This is a genomic window from Rhizobium sp. AN5 (assembly GCF_900215255.1).
In the GTDB taxonomy this organism is placed as follows: Bacteria; Pseudomonadota; Alphaproteobacteria; order Rhizobiales; family Rhizobiaceae; genus Agrobacterium; species Agrobacterium tumefaciens.
The window spans coordinates 1,195,610-1,216,340 of record NZ_OCMJ01000003.1; the positions used below are offsets into that span (position 1 = coordinate 1,195,610).

Annotated in this window: 20 protein-coding genes and 1 tRNA gene; 13 read left to right on the forward strand and 8 right to left on the reverse strand. The window is 58.5% G+C overall.

Annotation, left to right across the window (positions count from 1 at the left end):
* Positions 1-60: 60 nt before the first annotated feature.
* Entirely contained in the window at positions 61-963 is a 903-nt protein-coding gene (locus tag CRP02_RS08920) for an NUDIX hydrolase (RefSeq protein WP_097170851.1), read from the reverse strand.
* 207 nt (positions 964-1,170) lie between these two features.
* Between CRP02_RS08920 and CRP02_RS08925 the strand changes: the two genes are divergently transcribed.
* Positions 1,171-1,545, forward strand: coding sequence for a PAS domain-containing protein (locus tag CRP02_RS08925; RefSeq protein ID WP_097099704.1), 375 nt, complete (start codon positions 1,171-1,173; stop codon positions 1,543-1,545).
* A 73-nt stretch (positions 1,546-1,618) separates the two neighbouring features.
* Positions 1,619-2,119 (forward strand): hypothetical protein, encoded by a 501-nt coding sequence (locus tag CRP02_RS08930; protein WP_097170852.1) that lies wholly within the window; start codon positions 1,619-1,621, stop codon positions 2,117-2,119.
* 70 nt (positions 2,120-2,189) lie between these two features.
* Here CRP02_RS08930 and CRP02_RS08935 read toward each other — a convergent pair.
* Together CRP02_RS08935 and CRP02_RS08945 are read right to left on the reverse strand one after the other, a co-directional pair.
* Positions 2,190-2,265 (reverse strand) — tRNA-Ala (locus CRP02_RS08935).
* Between the two features lie 152 nt (positions 2,266-2,417).
* Positions 2,418-2,807: a TIGR02300 family protein gene (locus CRP02_RS08945; RefSeq protein WP_004431900.1), complete on the reverse strand. Its 390-nt coding sequence runs from the start codon at positions 2,805-2,807 to the stop codon at positions 2,418-2,420.
* Between the two features lie 198 nt (positions 2,808-3,005).
* Between CRP02_RS08945 and cmk the strand changes: the two genes are divergently transcribed.
* Positions 3,006-3,686, forward strand: coding sequence for a (d)CMP kinase (gene cmk / locus CRP02_RS08950; RefSeq protein WP_038494660.1), 681 nt, complete (start codon positions 3,006-3,008; stop codon positions 3,684-3,686).
* Positions 3,687-3,835: 149 nt separating this feature from the next.
* The gene (gene rpsA / locus CRP02_RS08955) at positions 3,836-5,536 is read left to right on the forward strand and encodes a 30S ribosomal protein S1 (protein ID WP_004431908.1); all 1,701 of its coding nucleotides are present in this window, start codon (positions 3,836-3,838) and stop codon (positions 5,534-5,536) included.
* A 100-nt stretch (positions 5,537-5,636) separates the two neighbouring features.
* On the opposite strand, the gene CRP02_RS08960 is transcribed toward rpsA, so the two are convergent.
* From CRP02_RS08960 to CRP02_RS08975, 4 genes are all read right to left on the reverse strand, one after another.
* A complete protein-coding gene (locus CRP02_RS08960; protein ID WP_097170853.1) occupies positions 5,637-7,199 on the reverse strand; it encodes a hypothetical protein in 1,563 nt (520 codons plus the stop codon).
* 259 nt (positions 7,200-7,458) lie between these two features.
* Positions 7,459-7,767, reverse strand: coding sequence for a hypothetical protein (locus CRP02_RS08965; RefSeq protein ID WP_097170854.1), 309 nt, complete (start codon positions 7,765-7,767; stop codon positions 7,459-7,461).
* Positions 7,768-7,817: 50 nt separating this feature from the next.
* The gene (locus tag CRP02_RS08970; RefSeq protein ID WP_097170855.1) at positions 7,818-9,050 is read right to left on the reverse strand and encodes a hypothetical protein; all 1,233 of its coding nucleotides are present in this window, start codon (positions 9,048-9,050) and stop codon (positions 7,818-7,820) included.
* 79 nt (positions 9,051-9,129) lie between these two features.
* Positions 9,130-9,756, reverse strand: a complete 627-nt coding sequence (locus CRP02_RS08975) for a ribonuclease D (RefSeq protein ID WP_004431923.1) — start codon at positions 9,754-9,756, stop codon at positions 9,130-9,132.
* Positions 9,757-9,938: 182 nt separating this feature from the next.
* Here CRP02_RS08975 and CRP02_RS08980 point away from each other — a divergent pair, with 182 nt between their 5' ends.
* The 8 genes from CRP02_RS08980 to CRP02_RS09020 all read left to right on the forward strand — a co-directional run bounded on the left by CRP02_RS08980 (position 9,939) and on the right by CRP02_RS09020 (position 18,434).
* Entirely contained in the window at positions 9,939-10,553 is a 615-nt protein-coding gene (locus CRP02_RS08980; protein ID WP_097170856.1) for a nucleoside 2-deoxyribosyltransferase, read from the forward strand.
* Positions 10,550-11,299 (forward strand): SDR family oxidoreductase, encoded by a 750-nt coding sequence (locus CRP02_RS08985; RefSeq protein WP_004431929.1) that lies wholly within the window; start codon positions 10,550-10,552, stop codon positions 11,297-11,299. The genes CRP02_RS08980 and CRP02_RS08985 overlap by 4 nt, the downstream gene beginning before the upstream one ends.
* A gap of 555 nt (positions 11,300-11,854) precedes the next feature.
* Complete coding sequence (locus tag CRP02_RS08995) at positions 11,855-13,042, forward strand: M24 family metallopeptidase (RefSeq protein ID WP_097099697.1); 1,188 nt, start codon at positions 11,855-11,857, stop codon at positions 13,040-13,042.
* 120 nt (positions 13,043-13,162) lie between these two features.
* Positions 13,163-14,767, forward strand: a complete 1,605-nt coding sequence (locus CRP02_RS09000) for an ABC transporter substrate-binding protein (RefSeq protein WP_004431933.1) — start codon at positions 13,163-13,165, stop codon at positions 14,765-14,767.
* A 63-nt stretch (positions 14,768-14,830) separates the two neighbouring features.
* Positions 14,831-15,838 carry an ABC transporter permease subunit gene (locus CRP02_RS09005; protein WP_004431937.1) on the forward strand — a complete coding sequence of 336 codons (1,008 nt, stop codon included), beginning with the start codon at positions 14,831-14,833 and terminating at the stop codon, positions 15,836-15,838.
* On the forward strand, positions 15,835-16,749 hold the full coding sequence (locus CRP02_RS09010; RefSeq protein WP_097099696.1) for an ABC transporter permease subunit: 915 nt from the start codon (positions 15,835-15,837) through the stop codon (positions 16,747-16,749). The genes CRP02_RS09005 and CRP02_RS09010 overlap by 4 nt, the downstream gene beginning before the upstream one ends.
* Positions 16,750-16,752: 3 nt before the next feature.
* Complete coding sequence (locus CRP02_RS09015) at positions 16,753-17,592, forward strand: ABC transporter ATP-binding protein (protein WP_051489722.1); 840 nt, start codon at positions 16,753-16,755, stop codon at positions 17,590-17,592.
* Positions 17,589-18,434, forward strand: coding sequence for an ATP-binding cassette domain-containing protein (locus tag CRP02_RS09020; protein ID WP_004431943.1), 846 nt, complete (start codon positions 17,589-17,591; stop codon positions 18,432-18,434). The genes CRP02_RS09015 and CRP02_RS09020 overlap by 4 nt, the downstream gene beginning before the upstream one ends.
* 88 nt (positions 18,435-18,522) lie before the next feature.
* Here the strand turns inward: CRP02_RS09020 and CRP02_RS09025 are convergent, their stop codons facing one another.
* Positions 18,523-19,197, reverse strand: coding sequence for a GntR family transcriptional regulator (locus CRP02_RS09025; protein WP_097170857.1), 675 nt, complete (start codon positions 19,195-19,197; stop codon positions 18,523-18,525).
* Between the two features lie 283 nt (positions 19,198-19,480).
* On the opposite strand from CRP02_RS09025, the gene CRP02_RS09030 reads away from it, so the two are divergent.
* Positions 19,481-20,599, forward strand: a complete 1,119-nt coding sequence (locus tag CRP02_RS09030; RefSeq protein WP_097170858.1) for a mandelate racemase/muconate lactonizing enzyme family protein — start codon at positions 19,481-19,483, stop codon at positions 20,597-20,599.
* Positions 20,600-20,731 lie beyond the last annotated feature (132 nt).

Sequence of the window (20,731 nt, forward strand, 5' to 3'; positions counted from 1 at the left end):
CCATTTATACTCTATTTGAGTATATCTATGGCAAAGAGATATTCTCATTGTGAGCATATGTCAATTGCGTGAGAGTGGCAGTTTGGTTCCGGAAAGGGCGCGTTCATCCACAACGGTCTGGCGGAATCGGAAGAGCTTCGCAGGGCGTCCGCCGGTTTCGGTCGCCATGTCGCCAGTTTCTTCCACCAGCTGCTGCTGTTCTATCAGCCGGCGGAAGTTCTGCTTGTGCAGCGTCAGCCCGGCGAGCGCCTCTACCGCGCGCTGCAATTGCAGCAGGGTGAAAGCATCGGCCATCAGTTCGAAAACCACAGGCCGGTATTTGATCTTGGCCCGGAGGCGCGCGATGCCGGTGGCAAGAATGCGGCGGTGATCGGCAAACATCGGCCTGCCGAAATTGATCCGAGGCTCGCTCTGGGCTTCCTCGACCAGTCCGGCCTCATAGAGCAATTCGTAGCGGTGAAGGGTCAGTTCCTCGTTCCAGCCGCCGCCATCGAGGCCGAAGGTGAAGTCGGCCCGTAAATGGCGCTGGTCTTTGCAGGCAGGGTCGGAATCTGCCCAGCAGCGCAGCTTTTCGATGATGGTGTCCAGAACCGCCGGCCGGCCTTGCCGATGGTCTTCCCAGGGAAAATACTCGTACCAGCCATGCCAGAGAGGGCGGCCATTGCCGGGTGGCTCCTGTTCGCGAACCAGCCCGAGATAACCGATCGATATGGTTCTTCCGCCAAGAATGTCATTGTTGCGGTCCCGGTCGGCGAAAGTGTAGAGCTGTTCGAGATAGCCGACGGGATGATGCGTCTGTTCGTGTATCCACTCTCGCAACCCGCTCTGAAGCGTTCTGTGTCCGAATTCAAACGGCCCTGATGGAAGTGCCGCGCCCGCCCGCACGGTCATTACCCGCGGCTCGTCCGTGGTGATGGCGGTGACGACGGCGATGAGTTCGGCGTGGGCAAGCCCAATGGTCACGGCGGCTCCTCTGGTAGATGGCGTCGGTATCGACCTTCTTTGGCACAGGAATGCCTGTTCGCCAACAAGCGGGCGGGGAAACGCGGATGTTGCCGCGCATGTAAAACTTTACGTAGCGATCAGACAAAAGAATAAGTGCTTGTGGTTAGTCGCGTATCGTCCTTTATGTTAGACCCGCGTCAAAAGCATCCATAATGTAGAAGGCCGATGTTAGAGGATATATCTCTCGAAGAAACACTTGTGGGTTATTACACCTGGAACGTGGGGCAGAATCTGGTTTATCTGGATGCTGTGGCGGCTCGCCTGCGCGAGTTTTCCGAAGAGAAAGCCGCCCGCGGCATTCCCGTGGAGGATTTCATAGATCAGATCGAAAGCGGCTCGCGCGCGCGCGTGGCCAAGGCGGTTCACAACTCGCTGACGAACGGCGTGTTCTATGATCAGCAATACCGCATCGAACTCAAATCCGGCGATTTTCGCTGGCTGCGGACAACGGGCAGGGTTATCCTTGATGGTGACCGCATTCCAATCATGGCGATGGGCACGGTGCGAGACATCACCTCGCGCAAGATTTTATTGATGTAATATTTATCGTGTTCGGCCTGTTTTGAAAAAATGCCGATCTATTTCTTGTCGATTGTTTTGATGTTGCGGTGACATGGTTCGGCAGGTTTTCATTTTGCTGTTTCAGATCGTGCTGGTCACGGGGCTTGGTATAGCCGGCATCCGCATCGCCTCGCTCGTGAATGGCGAGGCGGCATATCCAGCGACTGGCCTCTCCGCAAACACGGAAACGCTGTGGACGACCTCTCCGGTCCGGGTCGATCCCCGCCATCAGAATTATGAGCGTATTCCGACCCCGCCTGATCCATACCCCCTGAAAATATACGCGGATCAGCGCCTGCGCGTTGCGTCCAACAACCGCTTTACCTTCAAAGGACAGGAGTTCCACCTCGCCGGCGTGGAAGACATCGACCGCAACCGGGTCTGCGCCGGACCTGACGGCCGCCGTTATGCCTGCGGCCTGAACGCCTTCAAGGCGCTGGAGAACCGCCTGCGCGGCAAATATCTCGAATGCCGCATGCTGGAAGAAGGAGGCGGCGTTCCGTCGGTGGAATGCCGGATCAACGGGCAGGATGTGCGGGCGCTCTTGCAATAGTCAACGCGAAGAGCAGACAATGCCGCACGAAAGCATGTGCCGGAAGATAGGAATTCTATTTTGAAAGGTTTGGTGGAGCTAAGCGGGATCGAACCGCTGACCTCTTGCATGCCATGCAAGCGCTCTCCCAGCTGAGCTATAGCCCCATAAGGGTTCCGGCGTTTCGTCCGGTTCCGGGAACCGAAGCGGCTGTTGTTCCGTTCGGTGGCGGCTTACTACTTCGGCTAATCGAAGAGTGCAAGCACAAAAAACAGCCCGGCTTCATTTTTTTGTCGCCGGGCTGGTTTATCCAATAAGATCAAGCTTCTTCGTCGTCGCCCGGTACGCCGATGATGCCGGACATGTCGTCGTCATCGTCGTCTTCGTCGGCTTCGAGGAAGGTGTCGTCGTCGTCGCCGATTTCCACGTCGTCGTCATCGTCGCCCAGGTCCGGGATATCGTCGCCACTGTTGTCGCCGTCGGCGTCTTCCAGCGATACGAGTTCGACTTCCGTGTTTTCGGCATCGACTTCCGCGACTTCTTCTTCTTCAGCCTGCTCGAGCTTTGCCTGAGCGGTGCTTTCTTCAAAGAAGGAAAGCGGCCAGGACTTGCCGCTATAGGGAGAAACGACCGGGTCGCGGTTCAGATCGTAGAACTTCTTGCCGGTATCGGGGTCTGTGCGCTTGGTACCAAGGTCCGCTTTTGCCACTGTCTAAGCCTCAAATTGTCGAATGAGTTTCGGTGTGTACGCCGTAAAACCGGCATAGACGGTAAAATTTCTAGCCGGTCCCCTTAATCGTTGCGGTCTTTCGTGTCAAAGACAAACTTTGGAGGCCGCCCTCCCATGATGCGACTTGTATGCCAGGTTGCTCATAAAGATTGGAGGCCGGCGCACTCTACTGTATTAATGATGGACGCACAGGCAGAAAGCTTCATGACCTTTACGATTGCCATAGATGGGCCAGCTGCGGCGGGCAAAGGGACCTTGTCACGCAAGATTGCGGAGACCTATGGTTTCCATCATCTCGACACCGGGCTGACCTACAGAGCCACGGCCAAGGCACTTCTTGACGCCGGCCTGCCGCTCGATGACGAGAACGTCGCTGAAAAGGTGGCGCTGCAACTCGACCTTGCCGGCCTCGACCGCGCGGTGCTTTCAAGGCACGATATCGGCGAGGCGGCGTCCAGGATTGCGGTGATGACGCCGGTGAGGCGCGCGCTCGTGACAGCGCAGCAGCGTTTTGCGGCAAAGGAACCGGGCACGGTTCTGGATGGGCGCGACATTGGCACGGTGGTGTGCCCGGAGGCGCCGGTGAAACTCTACGTCACCGCTTCGCCGGACGTGCGGGCGCGCAGGCGTTATGATGAAATCGTCGCCAACGGCAGCGTTGCAGACTACGACGCCATTTTCGCCGAGGTGAAGAAACGCGACGAGCGCGACATGGGACGAGCCGACAGCCCGTTGAAACCGGCTGAAGACGCGCACTTGCTAGATACGTCGGAAATGAGTATAGAGGCGGCGTTTCAGGCCGCGCGGATGATTATCGACGCCGCCCTGAAGAAACAGGTTTTTCGCGGAACCGCTTGAATTGGTCCGCGTTTAGTCCGGAATTGCCTGAAGACATGTCCTTGCGCCGGGAAGCCTTTTGAAAAGGCGGGCATGGGTTCGGGTATCAACAACGCTAGCCCACCGGCGCTTTTGTATTCGCTCTCGCGCGGATGCAATCAGGAGATTTCATGTCAGTATCTACCCCCACGCGCGAAGATTTCGCAGCGCTTCTCGAAGAATCCTTTGCCTCTAACGATCTTGCCGAAGGCTATGTTGCCAAGGGTATCGTAACGGCAATCGAGAAGGACGTTGCCATCGTCGACGTTGGCCTCAAGGTTGAAGGCCGCGTACCGTTGAAGGAATTCGGCGCGAAGTCCAAGGACGGCACGCTGAAGGTCGGCGACGAAGTCGAAGTTTACGTCGAGCGCATCGAAAACGCACTCGGCGAAGCCGTTCTGTCGCGCGAGAAGGCTCGCCGCGAAGAAAGCTGGGTCAAGCTCGAAGCCAAGTTCGAAGCTGGCGAGCGCGTCGAGGGCGTTATCTTCAACCAGGTCAAGGGTGGTTTCACCGTCGATCTGGACGGCGCTGTTGCCTTCCTTCCGCGTTCGCAGGTCGACATCCGTCCGATCCGCGACGTTACCCCGCTGATGCACAACCCGCAGCCCTTCGAAATCCTCAAGATGGACAAGCGTCGCGGCAACATCGTTGTTTCGCGCCGTACGGTTCTCGAAGAGTCGCGCGCCGAGCAGCGTTCTGAAATCGTTCAGAACCTCGAAGAAGGCCAGGTTGTTGACGGCGTCGTCAAGAACATCACCGATTACGGTGCGTTCGTTGACCTCGGCGGCATCGACGGCCTGCTGCACGTTACCGACATGGCATGGCGCCGCGTCAACCATCCTTCGGAAATCCTCAACATTGGCCAGCAGGTCAAGGTTCAGATCATCCGCATCAACCAGGAAACCCACCGTATCTCGCTCGGCATGAAGCAGCTCGAGTCCGATCCGTGGGATGGCATCTCCGCCAAGTACCCGGTTGGCAAGAAGATCTCCGGTACGGTCACGAACATCACCGACTACGGTGCATTCGTAGAGCTGGAGCCGGGCATCGAAGGCCTGATCCACATTTCCGAAATGTCCTGGACCAAGAAGAACGTACATCCCGGCAAGATCCTGTCCACGAGCCAGGAAGTTGACGTTGTCGTTCTCGAAGTCGATCCGTCCAAGCGCCGTATCTCGCTCGGCCTCAAGCAGACGCTGGAAAACCCGTGGCAGGCATTTGCCTTCAGCCATCCGGCCGGCACTGAAGTCGAAGGCGAAGTCAAGAACAAGACCGAATTCGGCCTGTTCATTGGCCTCGAAGGCGATGTCGACGGCATGGTTCACCTGTCGGATCTCGACTGGAACCGTCCGGGCGAACAGGTCATCGAAGAGTTCAACAAGGGTGACGTGGTCAAGGCCGTCGTTCTCGATGTTGACGTCGAGAAGGAACGCATCTCGCTCGGCATCAAGCAGCTCGGCAAGGATGCTGTCGGTGAAGCCGCAACGTCCGGCGACCTGCGCAAGAACGCAGTCGTTTCGTGCGAAGTCATCGCCGTTAACGACGGTGGCGTGGAAGTGAAGCTCGTCAACCACGAGGACATCACCTCCTTCATCCGCCGCAACGACCTCGCACGCGATCGTGACGATCAGCGTCCGGAGCGTTTCGCAGTTGGCCAGGTTTTCGACGCTCGCGTCGTCAACTTCTCGAAGAAGGACCGCAAGGTCATGCTTTCGATCAAGGCTCTGGAAATCGCTGAAGAGAAGGAAGCCGTCGCACAGTTCGGTTCGTCCGACTCTGGCGCTTCGCTCGGCGACATCCTCGGTGCGGCTCTGAAGAACCGCAGCGAATAATCGCTAGAGATCGTTTGATATAAAGAACCCGCCGGAATTTTCCGGCGGGTTTTTTGTTGGCTGCAGTGTTCGTGTCATAGGCCAATGGGCGGCGCGGAATTCAGTGCATGCCACTCATCTTGAGGTAATAATTTTCCGCACTGTCGTCGAAAGCCGCTGTCCGCGGATTTTCCCCATCGCCAATCTCGTCATTGGCGGCCACCCGCTCTTCCATCTCGTCCTGACCGTCGGGATTTTCGCCCTCCGCCTCGCCATTCGCTTCATCCTCGGAAAATGGACCACGCCCGCGATGCGGCGTTTCCGATTCGTGGTCCTCTTCCGCCGGTGGGTATGCGACGAGCGGTAACGGTGTGCCGTCTTTTGCCAGCGCCGCAGCGATCAGCGATTGCGAAGCCGTTTGTTCCAGCATCGCCATTCTTGCTTCCGGGTCGAGAGCGGCGCGCGGCATGGGCTGGGCTTCTGGCCGGTTGGCAATCGTCTCCACATCCTCACCGGTCGGGTGGGTGATGGGCGTTGCGAGGGGAGTTTTTTCGGCAGGCTGCTCTTCGAGTGGTTGCGGTATGGCGCCCGGTGGCGTGGCGGAAAGCTGGCCAGCGGTGGTGGCCTTGGCGGGAAGTTTGCCGGCCACGGCAGCAAGCAGCAGGTTTTCCATATCCTTGACGCCAGCCGTGGACTGGCCGGATGGCGGGTTCAAGGTAGTACGGGTTTCCTTTTGCTCCGGCTTCATGGTGTCCCGGTGCTGGAGCGCAGGGCGCATCTCGGCGTTCTCAGCCCGTGGCGGATTTGCCGGGCGGGCATCTGTCGAAGCTTCTTTTGTTGTGCTGCCCGTTTGCGGCTGAGGCGAGCGTGCGGTGCTTTCGGCGGCTTTCCCTTCCGGTTTTGCCGCATCGTGCGGAGAGTCGGACATGTCGGCAGGTGGGGCGGGAAGATTGACCTGTGGGCCTTGCGGCGCTGCCTGCGCCGCAACCATGGCTTTTATCGCGGCGGCGCTTTGGGCAAGCGGGCCGATAAGCAGAGGCAACAGCCGGCCGGGCGTTGCGGCGGTTGCCGGTTGTGCTGTTGTTGTTGTGGTGGTCGTTGCCGGGTTTGGGCGGACGTCAGTACTCTGGCTCGGGCCGTTCTGCTGTCTTGCTTGCACTGGCTGCGCGGTCACCGGGTTGGCCGAATTGTTCTGCTGATAAGAGGACACCACCGCCTTCGCCGCAAGATCCGTTCCCTTGTAGCGGGAAAGCTCGATCAGCAGCGCAAGCCTTGCGGCATCCGGCCCGGTTGGCTGTTTCAGGATTTCTGCGAGCATCGAAAGGCTCAACCCCTGCAGGATTTTGCTGACCTGTTGTTCCAGCGCCAGGCGCTGCGGTGCGGGCAGGGCGCGCAGCGCATCCGTCAGGCGCACCACATAGGTTTGAATGGCTTCGCCATCGCGCCTTGGCAGGTTCATCAGCTTGCCAAGCGCCTCCGCCAGAACGGCGGTGCTGCGGGAAAGCTGATATTCGCTGGCGAGCGAGGTGACTGCGGCTTTGGCGAAAAGACTGCTGCCATTATCGGGAGCAAGATTGCTTGCCTGCGGCTGTACGGCCTCCTTCGGCTCCCCGCGCTGCGTCTGCGAGGCTGCGGCTCCATAGGCGGCATCGGCTGCCGGAATTTTCGGTACAGGCGGTAACATGCTGCGCTCCGTTCCTATCGATTACCGCCGCTGGCTGCGAAAGGGCCAGTCCCTGGCTCTCTGATCCGCATTTGGCCTATGTTGAAAGATTGCCGCGCCGGTGATGTACAGGTGTCATCTCGCCCGCTCATGCGGGAGCGCCGTGTGTGTCGCTGGCAGGAATGCCAGCTCTTCGCGATGCACACAGAATCATCAACCCTGAGTCTGGGCCGTAGATATTAAGAATTCGCTAACCATAAAAATCGTGTCGATATGGCAATCAGGGAGAGACGCTGATGAACATGCGGTAAAGCCCGTTATCGTCGGAATTGACCGATGAAATATGGTCCGGTTCGCTGTCCGCTGCCTCAAAGGCTTCCGGCGGCATCGCGTCGAGCCAGCTTGCCTTGGGAAAACCTCTCTCGGGGCGATTTTCCACGGGGGCGATGAGGTTGTCTTCCTCGCTTGCGGCAACGAAATTGTCGTCATTCGGCGCAAGCGGCGGAGCGGCGATGGAGAGCAGCGCTTGCGCCGCATTCGGTTCGGCATCGAGGCCGACGCTGCCGGATATGCCGGAAATTTGAGACATTTTTGAACTCACATCATGTTTCGCTCAAGTGACGATCGGTAGCGGCGAGATCATGCCGCCTTCTTCTTCAGCAGTGCATAAATTCCATTGTCGTCTATCGAGATCGGCAAAATGGCGTTGCGGGCGTTATCGACGACTGCCTGAGCATCAAGCAGTTTTTCGGCGTCGTCTTTCTGATCGGCTTCCGTCTTGGTGGCGGCGTCTGTCTCTGCGGTTTCGTTGTCATTTTCAGCCGGGGCCGTTTCGCTTGATGGCGTTGCCGCGAGCACGGAGATCAGGGCGATTTCCGATGAAATATCGACCGGGCCTTGCCCGTCAGTGCCTTGCGCTTTTTCTTCGGCGGCAGCGTCTATGTGTTCCTTCACGACCTCCTGAAGTTTTTGCACATCCTCCAGCTTGCCCTGCGCGTCTCGGGTCTGGATATCCTCTTCCCGCTCGGCCGCAACTTCGGCATCGTTGATTTCGCCCATGCGGTTTTTGCCGCGTTCGGCCTGCAATTCTTCCTTGGTTTTCGGATCGGCAACGTCTTCCAGGCGCTGGATGACCTTCATCGTTTCCCGTGTCATGAATTGGGTGCCCTGCGCCTGCTCGTTCAGCGCATTCTTCACGGCGCGTGCCGCATCGCCAAATAGGTTTGCGATTGCGGCGATCATCTGCTGCGCGGAAATACCAAGTTCCTTGAGGCCAGTCGATTCTTCGAGATCATTGACATTTTTGGGTGCGGTGGCGCGCACTGCCATGATTGCTTTCGACATCTGCACGCCGAAATCTTCTTCCTTGCCCGTCAGGCCTGCATTTTTGGCAATGCGTGCGGCAAGAGCTGCCATTGGGTCGGTCTTGGCGGTTACGCCGTCATTCAGGACTTCCACGACCTGCGCTTCCGAAACGCCGAAGGATTTCAGCGAAATCGTCGTGGCTTTTCCTGTCGCGCCGGTTTTTTCAAAGCCGTCGGTCAGCGTCAGCGCGTCCTGAAGCCTCTGCGCGAAAGCGGCGTTCGATTCATCGTTTTCCTGGGTGATGCCAAGCGCAGACGAGAAACGGGAGACAAGTGAGGCGAAGGCATCGCCATCAGGCTTCATGGCGCCGAACAGATAGGCGCTTATCTTTTCATTGGCAACGCGATGGCTTTGGTCCGGCTGCGGCTGGGTCTTTATCGTCTCGTCTTTTTTGGTGCCGTTCGCTTTTTCCTGCTCTTCGCGATGGCGTTCCTCAATGGTTTCCACCATCGACCGCATGAGGTCGCCGACTGCAATGCTTGCCGTCTGCTGCAATGGAGTAATCATCTGGAAGTCCCCGGCCCAAAGTTGCGGCCGAGAATAGGCAGTTTCGGTAAATCAGTCCTTAAACGAAGCGTGAAACCGCTCAGCTATGGGCGAAGATATCCGTTTCGTCCCAGCCAAGAAGATCGAGCTTGGCGCGGGTCGGCAGAAACGCGAAACAGGCATCGGCATGATCGAGGCGACCATCACGCACGAGGCGGTGGGTCAGCTTGTCTCGCAGCGCATGCAAATGCAGCACATCGGATGCGGCATATTCGAGCTGTGCGGGTGACAGTTTTTCTGCTGCCCAGTCGGACGATTGCTGCGCCTTGGAGATGTCGACCTCAAGCATTTCCTTCAGATTGTCCTTCAGCCCGTGCCGGTCGGTATAGGTGCGGGTCAGGCGGGAGGCGATCTTGGTGCAGAAAACCGGCGTCGTCGTCACACCGAACGTGTGGAACAGGACGGCGATATCGAAACGGCCATAGTGAAAAATCTTCTGCCGTGCAGGGTCTGCAAGCATATGGGTGAGGTTTGGAGCTTCCTTCTGGCCGGCAGCAATGCGGATGACATCCGCCGTGCCGTCTCCGGGAGAAAGCTGAACGACACAGAGACGGTCGCGGCGTGGCACCAGCCCCAGTGTTTCCGTATCGATTGCGATGGCGCCAAGGTAGCGTGCGGCATCTGCGGCGGAAATATCGCCTTCGTGATAACGGATGGTTGCTGCCATTGTCTTGCTCCGGGAATGTCCAGTTCGTTGCTCCGGCTATAACGGAAAGACAGGTTTGACGATACCGTTTTGTAGGTCGCTCCGACGTGCCTTGGCGCATGTCCCCTTGGTACTTGCGTTTGCGAAAGTCTCCGGGTTAGGTTTGCGGAAATCCTGTTTCTCCAAATTGTATGAAATTTCCTATGACAAAGAAAATCTATCTCGCCGGGCCGGAGGTCTTCCTCCCGAATGCCCGTGAAATGCTCGACCTCAAGGCCTCGCTTGCACGCGAGGCCGGTTTTACGCCGCTTTCGCCGGGCGATCTGGAAATTCCGCCCGCGGACACGAAAATCGGCCACGGCTGCAACATCAATGCCATAGACGAGCGGATGATGCTGGAAGCGGATGCGGTCATCGCCAATCTCACGCCGTTTCGCGGCATCGCCGCCGATACGGGAACGAGCTACGAACTGGGGTTCATGTGCGCGCTGGGCAAGCCGGTTTTCGCCTACACCAATGTCGCGGCCAATCACTTCACCCGCATCAAGGCGCAATATAACGGTGTTGCCGCAATCGATGAAACAGGGCGCTATCGCGGCCCGGACGGTTTGTCGATCGAGAATTTCGACATGGTCGACAATCTCATGCTGCACGGCGGAATTTTGCGGCGCGGCGGCGTCGTCATCGTCGGCAACGCCACGGCAGAGGCCCTTTATACGGATCTCGAGGCCTACAAGCGCTGTCTGGCGGCTGCCGCTGAAAGATTATTGAAACAGACTGATCCCGATAGAACGAATTTACTGGAGACATCATCATGAGCGGTACCATCCTCATCACCGGCGCCACGTCCGGCTTCGGACAGGCCACGGCGCGGCGCTTCGTCAAGGAAGGCTGGAAGGTCATCGGCACCGGTCGGCGGGCGGAACGGCTGGAGGCGCTGGCGCAAGAACTAGGCTCCGCCTTTCACGGCGCTGCCTTTGATGTTACCGACGAAGATGCCACTAAAAAGGCACTTGCGGCTTTGCCGGAAGGTTTCCGGGACATAGATATTCTCGTCAACAATGCGGGGCTTGCGCTCGGCACCGCACCTGCACCGCAGGTGCCGCTGAAAGACTGGCAGACCATGGTGAACACCAACATCACCGGTCTTTTGAACATCACCCACCATCTTTTGCCCACGTTGATCGACCGCAAGGGCATTGTCATCAACCTTTCCTCGGTAGCTGCGCACTGGCCCTATGCGGGCGGCAATGTCTATGCCGGAACTAAAGCCTTCCTGCGGCAATTCTCGCTCGGTCTGCGCTCCGACCTGCATGGCAAGGGCGTGCGCGTCACCTCGATCGAACCGGGCATGTGCGAAACGGAATTCACGCTTGTTCGCACCGGCGGCAATCAGGATGCCTCGGACAATCTTTACAAGGGCGTCAATCCGATCACGGCCGAGGATATCGCCAATACGATCCATTGGGTCGCCTCGCAGCCCAAACATATCAACATCAACAGCCTCGAACTCATGCCGGTCAACCAGTCCTTTGCCGGTTTTCAGGTGCATCGGGAAAGTTGATTTCCAACGTTTTCTGCGGGAGTGCTAAAAAACAAAGCAGGAATTTTCGAGCTATGCAAAAATGCAATGCTGCATTGCGAGACTTGCTCTGTTAAAAATCGCGGATACCGCTATATTCAAATCATCGAAGCGACGCACTCCTCCTCCCAGTGTCGCTCGATGCGGATCGGTGGTACTCCTCCTCCCAATCACCGATCAAGTTTGAAGCCTGCCGCACCTCCTCCCGCGGCAGGCTTTTTCCTTTTCTGGGCTTCTTTTTCGGATGCATCTAGCGGTCAGGTTTCTGCGCGTCGTCTGCGCCCGGATGACCGATACTCCGCTTTTCCCCTTAAGTTTCCGGGGGATTTCTGATTTTCCCGTCAAGGCGATGATTGTCGAAATCGGGCGCGTGTCGATCACGATTTCGTTATGTCTAGATGAATATGCACAGTTTTGTGGCGGTGCATGGTGTTGGCCCATTGCTTAGGCCCCGGCCTGTGTTTAAGCATTGGCAAAAGAACGCTTGGGAGTTGCCGACACGCTTGTGTCTGTGCGCCTGAAAGCGGCGGGGAGAGAATGGCAGACTTTCAAGAGGCGCTGAAGCGGTTTCAGCCGATCGCGGTTTCATCGATCGCTGAAGACGAGCTCGGGTTGCGGTTGCGCGGCCTGCAAGCGCAACTAATCCAGCAAAATATCAAGGCGGTCTGGCTCGATGCATCATCGTCGCTGACCTATTATACCGGCCTGTCGCTTGGTCTTTCGGAGCGCATTCATGGCGCGCTGGTGCCGGCAGAAGGCAAGCCGGTCTATGTCAGTCCGGCATTTGAGGAGCCGAAACTACGGACGATGATCCGTATCGAGGGCGAAGTTGCCGTCTGGGAAGAGGATGAAAGTCCTTTCGACCTGATGGCAAAGCGCATCGAAGCGCTCGGCTGTCCCGGCCACCTTGTCGCGATCGATCCTGCCACTCCTTTCGTTTTCGCATCGGCCCTGATGCAGCGTCTGGAAGGCCGCATCATTTCCGCCCAACCGATGATCGTCGCCCAGCGGCAGGTCAAATCCGCAGCCGAGATTGCCATCATCCAGGCGGCGATGGATGCGAGCTACGGCGTGCAGAAGGCCGTGTTCGAGGGGCTGCGTCCCGGCATATCCACCACGGAAGTGGCTGACTTCGTTAACGCCGCACATGTTGCGCTTGGCATGAAGCCGCTTTTCGTGGCGGTTCAGTTCGGCGAGGCGACGGCTTATCCGCATGGCGTGCCCTATGCGCAGACGCTTGATGACGGCGACATGGTGCTGGTCGATCTCGGCGGCATCCTTCACGGCTATCGTTCGGATATCACCCGCACCTATGTGTTCGGCCAGCCGACGGAACGGCAGCGTTTTCTCTGGAACGCCGAGCGGGACGCGCAGGCTGCTGCCTTTGACGCGGCCCGGGTCGGTGCTGCCTGCTCGGACGTGGACAAGGCCGCGCGCGACAGCCTGAAAGCGGCCGGTTTTGGGCCGGATTATCAGGTTCCGGGTCTACCGCATCGCACCGGCCATGGGCTTGGGCTGGATATTCACGAAGAACCCTATATCGTTGCAGGAAATGCCACGGCTCTTCAGCCGGGAATGTGCTTTTCCATCGAGCCGATGCTGTGCGTTTATGGGGAATGCGGCGTCCGTCTCGAGGATATAGCTTATATGACGGAGGCGGGACCACGCTGGTTCTGCCCGCCGGAAAAGAACCTCGACCGGCTGTTCCAGCCGGTCGCCGGGTAATTGGTCGGGAGGCACAGGACCGAACGGCGACACGGGGTTCCGCGTCGTCGCTGACCAGGATAGGTAGGCCCCTTAAAACGGGGTCGCATAAACTCAGAAAAAGAGGGAAAGGACCACCAGATGAAAACGCTGACCCGCAGTTTGCTTATAGCCTCTGCGCTTGCGATGGCTTCCGCCGTGCCCGCCATGGCGAAGACCTTCGTTTATTGCTCCGAGGCATCTCCGGAAGGCTTCGATCCTTCGCCTTATACCGCCGGCGGCACCTTCGATGCCTCCGCGCATCCGGTCTACAACCGTCTGACCGAGTTCAAGAAGGGCACGACCGAAGTTGAGCCAGGCCTTGCCGAAAAGTGGGAAGTTTCGAGCGATGGCCTCGAATACACGTTCCACCTGCGCAAGGGCGTAAAGTGGCACTCCAACGAGAAGTTCACGCCAAGCCGCGATTTTAACGCCGATGATGTGATCTTCAGCTACAACCGCCAGGGTGACACAAAGAACCCGTGGAACCAGTATATCGCAGGCATCACCTACGAATATTACAACTCCATGGAAATGCCGTCGCTGATCAAGGAAATCGTCAAGGTTGACGATTACACCGTGAAGTTCGTGCTGACCCGTCCGGAAGCACCGTTCCTTGCCAATATCGCGATGCCTTTCGCTTCGATCGTTTCGAAGGAATATGCCGATACGCTTGATAAGGCCGGCACCAAGGAAGACTTCAACAACCTGCCGATCGGCACCGGCCCGTTCAAGTTCGTCGCCTATCAGAAGGACGCGGTTATCCGCTACCAGAAGAACGCCGACTACTGGGGCGAAGCTCCGAAGATCGACGATCTGATCTTCGCGATTACGCCGGACGCTGCCGTTCGTCTGCAGAAGCTGAAGGCTGGCGAATGCCACCTGATGCCTTATCCGGCACCGGCCGACCTCGCCACCATTCGTGCCGATTCCAACCTCAAGCTCGATGAACAGCCGGGCCTGAACGTTGCCTACTTCGCCTACAACACCACCGTGGCACCTTTCGACAAGCCGGAAGTCCGCAAGGCGCTGAACATGGCGATGAACAAGCAGGCGATCATCGACGCCGTATTCCAGGGTGCCGGCACGGTTGCCAAGAACCCGATCCCGCCGACGATGTGGTCCTACAACGACAGCATCAAGGACGATCCTTACGATCCGGAAGCTGCCAAGAAGGCTCTCGAAGCCGCTGGCGTCAAGGATCTGACGATGAAGATCTGGGCGATGCCGGTTCAGCGTCCCTACATGCCGAATGCCCGCCGCACCGCCGAGCTGATCCAGTCGGATTTCGCGAAGGTTGGCGTCAAGGCCGAGATCGTCTCCTTCGAATGGGGTGAATACCTCAAGAAGTCGACTGAAGTGAACCGCGACGGTGCCGTCATCCTCGGCTGGACCGGCGACAACGGTGACCCTGATAACTTCATGGGCGTTCTGCTTTCCTGCGCTGCAACCGGCGAAGGCGGTGCAAACCGTGCTCAGTGGTGCAACAAGGAGTTCTCCGAACTGCTTTCCAAGGCAAAACAGACCACTGACGTTGCCGAGCGCACCAAGCTTTATGAGCAGGCGCAGGTGATCTTCAAGGAACAGGCTCCGTGGGCGACGCTTGCGCACTCCACGCAGTTCGTTCCGATGTCCGCCAAGGTTTCCGGCTTCACCATGAGCCCGCTTGGCGACTTCACCTTCGAATCCGTCGATATCGCTGAGTAATCCCAAACAACAGGACGCGCGGAAGAACTCAGGTTCTTTCGCGCGTCTTTTCAGGAAAAAACCATGATCCGGTTCATTTTCGGCAAACTTCTCTATCTCGTTCCGACATTTCTCGGGATTACCATCGTTGCCTTTGCCTTCGTTCGCGTCCTGCCGGGCGATCCCGTGCTGTTGATGGCGGGTGAGCGCGGCATTTCGCCCGAGCGGCATGCACAACTTGCCGAACAGCTCGGCTTCAGCCAGCCTATCTGGCAGCAATATCTCCATTTTCTGGGGCGGCTCCTTCAGGGTGATCTCGGCAATTCGCTGGTCACCAAGAAACCCGTTCTGACCGAGTTCCTGGCGCTCTTTCCCGCGACAGTCGAGCTTGGCCTCGTCGCCATCATCCTCGCCACCCTGATCGGTGTGCCGGTCGGCGTCATCGCCGCCATCCGCCGCGGCTCGTGGTTCGACCAGATTTCCATGACGACGGCGCTGGTTGGCTTCTCCATGCCTATCTTCTGGTGGGGCCTGCTGCTCATCATCATGTTCTCCGGCATCCTGCAATGGACACCGGTATCGGGCCGTATCTCGCTGATGTATTTCTTCCCTTCCGTCACCGGTTTCATGCTGATCGACAGCCTGATTTCGGGGCAGAAGGGTGCTTTCGCTTCGGCTCTGTCACATCTCATCCTGCCTTCTGTGGTGCTTGCCACCATCCCGCTTGCAGTTATTGCGCGCCAGACACGTTCGGCAATGCTCGAAGTCCTCGGTGAGGATTATGTGCGGACAGCGCGTGCAAAGGGCATGTCGCCGTCCCGTGTCGTCGGCGTTCACGCATTGCGCAACGCCATGATCCCGGTCATCACCACCATCGGCCTGCAGATCGGTGTGCTGATGGCGGGTGCAATCCTGACCGAAACCATCTTCTCCTGGCCGGGTATCGGCAAGTGGATGATCGATTCCATCTCGCGCCGTGACTATCCGGTCGTGCAGAGCGGCCTGCTTCTGATCGCGGGTCTGGTGATGATCGTCAACCTGCTTGTCGATCTCACCTATGGCCTCATCAATCCAAGGATCCGTCACAAATGAGCGATGTGACCACAGCTCCCGGCGTCAGGCTTTCCGACGCCGCCATCCGCCGCCGGATGATCGCCGATTTCTGGTTCTACTTCCGCCAGAACCGTGGCGCCGTCATCGGCCTCGCCGTCTTTCTTCTTCTGGTTCTGATCGCGGTTTTTGCAGCCGTGATTGCGCCGCATGACCCGACCCAGCAATATAGAGATGCGTTGCTCGTCCCCCCGGTCTGGCAGGATGGAGGCCGTGCGGCATTCCTGCTCGGCACCGATGCTGTCGGCCGCGACATGCTGTCCCGGCTGATCTATGGTGCGCAATATTCGCTCTTCATCGGCGTCGTCGTCGTTTCCATCGCCCTTGTCGGCGGCATTGTCATCGGTCTCGTCGCCGGCTTCTTCGGCGGCTGGGTGGACACTGTCATCATGCGCGTGATGGACGTCATCCTGGCGTTTCCATCGCTGCTTCTGGCACTGGTGCTGGTCGCGATCCTGGGTCCCGGGTTGACCAACGCCATGATCGCGATTGCCATCGTCTATCAGCCGCATTTCGCGCGTCTGACGCGTGCAGCTGTCATGAGCGAGCTTCGGCGTGAATATGTCACCGCCGCCCGTGTGGCGGGTGCCGGCAATTTCCGGCTGATGTTCAAGACCATTTTGCCGAACTGCCTTGCACCGTTGATCGTGCAGGCGACGCTCTCCTTCTCATCTGCCGTTCTCGATGCGGCGGCTCTCGGCTTCCTCGGCATGGGCGCGCAGCCGCCCGCATCCGAATGGGGCACGATGCTGGCCGAAGCCCGCGAGTTCATCCTGCGCGCCTGGTGGGTCGTTACCCTTCCCGGCCTGACGATTCTCGTATCGGTGCTCGCCATCAACCTGATGGGTGACGGGCTGCGCGATGCGCTCGATCCCAAACTGAAGCGGAGCTAAGCAATGAGCCTGCTGAAAATCAAGAACCTCACCGTCAAGTTCGCCACCGCCACCGGAGCGTTCACGGCCGTCAACGGCATCGACGTCTCCGTGGACAAGCATGAGGTGCTGGCTATCGTCGGCGAGTCCGGTTCCGGCAAGTCGGTCTCCATGCTCGCCGTCATGGGGCTTTTACCCGATACGGCGACGATCACCGCCGACGAGATGATCTTCGACGGTATAAACCTGCTGGCCATGTCGCCGCAGGAGCGCCGCAAGCTGATCGGCCGTGAGATCACCATGATCTTCCAGGAGCCGGTCGCCTCGCTCAACCCGTCCTTTACGGTCGGTTTCCAGATCGAGGAGGTGCTGCGCCTCAATCTCGGCATGAGCCGGTCTGCGGCGCGTGCACGTGCACTGGAGCTCTTCCGGTCCGTCGGCATTCCCGAGCCGGAAACCAAGCTCAATGCCTATCCGCACCAGATGTCCGGCGGTCAATGCCAGCGTGTGATGATCGCCATCGCCATCGCTTCCAAACCGCGTCTCTTGATCGCCGACGAGCCGACCACCGCGCTCGACGTGACGATCCAGAAACAGATCCTCGATCTGTTGATGGATCTGCAGGAAGAATACGGCATGGCGCTGATCCTCATCACCCATGACATGGGTGTCGTGGCCGAAACAGCAGACCGCGTGGTCGTGCAATATAAGGGCCGCAAGATGGAGGAGGCTGATGTGCTGAGCCTGTTTGAGGCCCCGCAGCATCCCTATACCAAGGCATTGCTTTCCGCGCTGCCGGAACATGCGACCGGCGACCGCCTGCCCACGGTTTCCGACTTCTTCGGCAAGGAGGGCGTTCAATGAGCATCGTTGTCGAAGGCAAGGGCATTACCCGCCATTATCACGTTCCGGGCGGCCTATTCGGCGGAGCAAAGACCGTGCAGGCGTTGAAAGGCATCGATTTTGCCGTCGAGCGCGGCAAGACGCTCGCCATCGTCGGCGAGTCCGGTTCTGGCAAATCGACGCTAGCGCGCATCATCGCGCTGATCGACCCGGCATCCGGCGGCGAGTTGAAGATCGACGGCCAGCCGGTCGATATCGCAAAGCGCCGTCCCGGCACGGACATGCGCTCCAAGGTGCAGATGGTGTTCCAGAACCCCTATGGCAGCCTCAATCCGCGCCAGAAGGTGGGCGACGTGCTAATGGAGCCGCTTGTCATCAACACCAAAATGCCGGCGTCCGAGCGTCGTGAGCGGGCTGAAGCCATGCTCGTGAAGGTTGGGCTCGGTCCTGAACACTTCAACCGATATCCGCACATGTTCTCCGGCGGCCAACGGCAGCGCATCGCGATTGCGCGGGCGCTGATGCTCAACCCCGCACTTCTGGTGCTGGACGAGCCGGTCTCGGCACTCGATCTTTCAGTGCAGGCGCAGGTGCTGAACCTGCTGAGAGACCTTCAGGAAGAGTTCGAGCTGACCTACGTCTTCGTCAGCCACGACCTTTCCGTCGTTCGCTATATCGCTGATGACGTCATGGTCATCTCGAAGGGTGTAGCCGTGGAGCAGGGCACGCGCGAGGAACTATTTGCCGATCCGAAGCACGCCTATACGCGCCAGCTTTTTGCCGCCACTCCGGTAACGGATGTAGACGCCATCCGCGCTCGCGTGGAGCGCCGTAAGGCGGCACGGCAGGCCGCTACGGCTTGAGATCGACGATTGACCGATGAATAAATGGAACAGGCCGGATTTCCGGCCTGTTGTTTTTTCAGGACTTCAAAAGATTGCGGGGGTACGCTCAGGCCCCGGCCTCTCTCAGCAGACGCACCTGCCGCAGCGTATTCTGCCGGCTACGCTCCAGATGGCGCCATAGGGCGTCGACGATCTGAGCCTTGCTGCGGGCGGCGATGGCGTCGGCAATATTCTGGTGTTCCTCGACAGAGCGGGCGTAGTCACCAAGGATCGATACGAAAACCGTGTGGGTCTGATCGAGAATGCGCCCATGCGTGCCGGAAATGACCGGAATGCGCGCGGCCGAAACAAGGGCCGTGTGGAAGCTGCGATCGTGAAACAGCGCCTTGGAGAGATCGTCCAGCGTCGCGCTCTTGGCAAATTCGCGGTGTTTTGCAAGGCTTTCCAGAAGCCGCGCATGCAAGGCTTCGTCCAGCTGCCCGGCATCGAAGGCCACTTCCACAGCGCCTTTTTCCAGCAGCATTCTGGCGGCGTAGAGTTCTTCCACATCCTCCACGGTAAAATCGCGCACTACCATGCCGCGCCTTGAGGAATTGACCACCAGTCCGTCTGCCTCAAGTTTCAGGCATGCTTCCTTGACCGGCGTGGGGCTGATGCCGAGATCGGCGGCAAGTTCGTTGGGCAACAGGCGTTCGCCGCCGCGCAATCTGCCGCTGACGATGCGCGCCCGCAGTTCCTGGTGCGCTTGGTCGGCGAGCGTGACTTTGATCAGTGTGTTCATGGCAACACCATCGCCTAACCGCGAATGACAGGCAATGACAGAATATAAAAAATAAAAAATTTTTTATTTTACAATGATCGATTTTGCTTTAGCTGTATCCGGCATCGGAAGCCGGCTGCTGGAGGAGGGTGGCCGGGCAATCCCCTGAGGTTTCATCTCCTGCGGTCAATGATCGCGGGGCAGTGGCGGCATTCCGCCGGTTAATCGGTGGAACTTCGATCAGGACTGGACTTCCGTTTTTTCCTCCCCAAAGGCTGCTCAAGCGTCGAGGAATTGACCGATCATGAAAATAACCGCTGTCGAACCTTTCATCCTGCATCTGCCGCTGACATCGGAATCCATTTCCGATTCCACCCACAGCATCACCCACTGGGGCGTCGTCGGCGCAAAAATTACGACGAGTGACGGTCTTGAGGGTTACGGCTTTACCGGCACCCATGCGCATCTGCCGTCCGACCGGTTGATCACCTCCTGCATCAGCGATTGCTATGCACCTCTGCTGATCGGCGAGGATGCATCCGAACATTCGCGGCTGTGGACAAAACTTGCTCGTTATCCGTCCCTGCAATGGGTCGGCCGCGCGGGCATTACCCATCTGGCGCTGGCCGCGGTCGATGTGGCGCTCTGGGATCTGAAGGCGAAGAAGGCGGGCGTGCCACTCTGGCAATACCTCGGCGGCGCGCACACCGCAGGGGTCGAAGCCTACAATACCGATATAGGCTGGCTTTCCTTCAATCTCGAAAATCTGCTGGCGGGCAGCGCCAGGGCAGTTGAAGAGGATGGCTTTACCCGCCTGAAAATCAAGGTCGGGCACGATGATCCGAATATCGATATCGGACGCCTCGCGGCGGTGCGCAAGCGTCTCGGCTCCTCGATACGCATCGCTATCGATGGCAACGGCAAGTGGGATCTGCCGACATGCCAGCGCTTCTGCGCGGCGGCAAAGGATCTGGATATTTATTGGTTCGAAGAACCGCTCTGGTACGACGATGTGACCAGCCACGCGCGGCTGGCACGCAACACATCCATTCCCATCGCTCTCGGAGAGCAGCTTTATACGGTGGATGCGTTCCGGTCATTCATCGATGCGGGCGCGGTTGCCTATGTCCAGCCGGATGTAACCCGGCTTGGCGGCATCACCGAATATATCCAGGTCGCTGACCTCGCGCTCGCCCATCGCCTGCCCGTCGTTCCGCATGCCGGTGAGATGAGCCAGGTGCATGTGCATCTGAGTTACTGGCATCCGGCATCGACCATCCTCGAATATATTCCGTGGATCAAGGACCATTTCGAAGAGCCGATCAATGTTCGCGATGGTGTTTACAAACGCCCGGAGCATCCCGGCGCCAGCACCACGCCTTTGGCCGAAAGCATCGCCCGCTACGGCAAAGCGGTGAAATGAAACAGAGGCGTTCAGCCCGGATTGCATCCGGCCACGGGGGCGTCGGCGCCGTCAAAGGAATCGTGCGCTATTAAAGACTTGATCGCACCGTCACCTAGGATCTAATCTAGGGTGACGGTGTGGGTATGATGC

Bases quoted from the DNA above. Each gene is read 5' to 3' on its own strand.
- CRP02_RS08925 (WP_097099704.1), top strand. From the start codon at position 1,171: ATGTTAGAGGATATATCTCTCGAAGAAACACTTGTGGGTTATTACACC.
- CRP02_RS08930 (WP_097170852.1), top strand. From the start codon at position 1,619: ATGGTTCGGCAGGTTTTCATTTTGCTGTTTCAGATCGTGCTGGTCACG.
- cmk (WP_038494660.1), top strand. From the start codon at position 3,006: ATGATGGACGCACAGGCAGAAAGCTTCATGACCTTTACGATTGCCATA.
- rpsA (WP_004431908.1), top strand. From the start codon at position 3,836: ATGTCAGTATCTACCCCCACGCGCGAAGATTTCGCAGCGCTTCTCGAA.
- CRP02_RS08960 (WP_097170853.1), bottom strand. From the start codon at position 7,199: ATGTTACCGCCTGTACCGAAAATTCCGGCAGCCGATGCCGCCTATGGA.
- CRP02_RS08965 (WP_097170854.1), bottom strand. From the start codon at position 7,767: ATGTCTCAAATTTCCGGCATATCCGGCAGCGTCGGCCTCGATGCCGAA.
- CRP02_RS08970 (WP_097170855.1), bottom strand. From the start codon at position 9,050: ATGATTACTCCATTGCAGCAGACGGCAAGCATTGCAGTCGGCGACCTC.
- CRP02_RS08975 (WP_004431923.1), bottom strand. From the start codon at position 9,756: ATGGCAGCAACCATCCGTTATCACGAAGGCGATATTTCCGCCGCAGAT.
- CRP02_RS08980 (WP_097170856.1), top strand. From the start codon at position 9,939: ATGACAAAGAAAATCTATCTCGCCGGGCCGGAGGTCTTCCTCCCGAAT.
- CRP02_RS08985 (WP_004431929.1), top strand. From the start codon at position 10,550: ATGAGCGGTACCATCCTCATCACCGGCGCCACGTCCGGCTTCGGACAG.
- CRP02_RS08995 (WP_097099697.1), top strand. From the start codon at position 11,855: ATGGCAGACTTTCAAGAGGCGCTGAAGCGGTTTCAGCCGATCGCGGTT.
- CRP02_RS09000 (WP_004431933.1), top strand. From the start codon at position 13,163: ATGAAAACGCTGACCCGCAGTTTGCTTATAGCCTCTGCGCTTGCGATG.
- CRP02_RS09005 (WP_004431937.1), top strand. From the start codon at position 14,831: ATGATCCGGTTCATTTTCGGCAAACTTCTCTATCTCGTTCCGACATTT.
- CRP02_RS09010 (WP_097099696.1), top strand. From the start codon at position 15,835: ATGAGCGATGTGACCACAGCTCCCGGCGTCAGGCTTTCCGACGCCGCC.
- CRP02_RS09015 (WP_051489722.1), top strand. From the start codon at position 16,753: ATGAGCCTGCTGAAAATCAAGAACCTCACCGTCAAGTTCGCCACCGCC.
- CRP02_RS09020 (WP_004431943.1), top strand. From the start codon at position 17,589: ATGAGCATCGTTGTCGAAGGCAAGGGCATTACCCGCCATTATCACGTT.
- CRP02_RS09025 (WP_097170857.1), bottom strand. From the start codon at position 19,197: ATGAACACACTGATCAAAGTCACGCTCGCCGACCAAGCGCACCAGGAA.
- CRP02_RS09030 (WP_097170858.1), top strand. From the start codon at position 19,481: ATGAAAATAACCGCTGTCGAACCTTTCATCCTGCATCTGCCGCTGACA.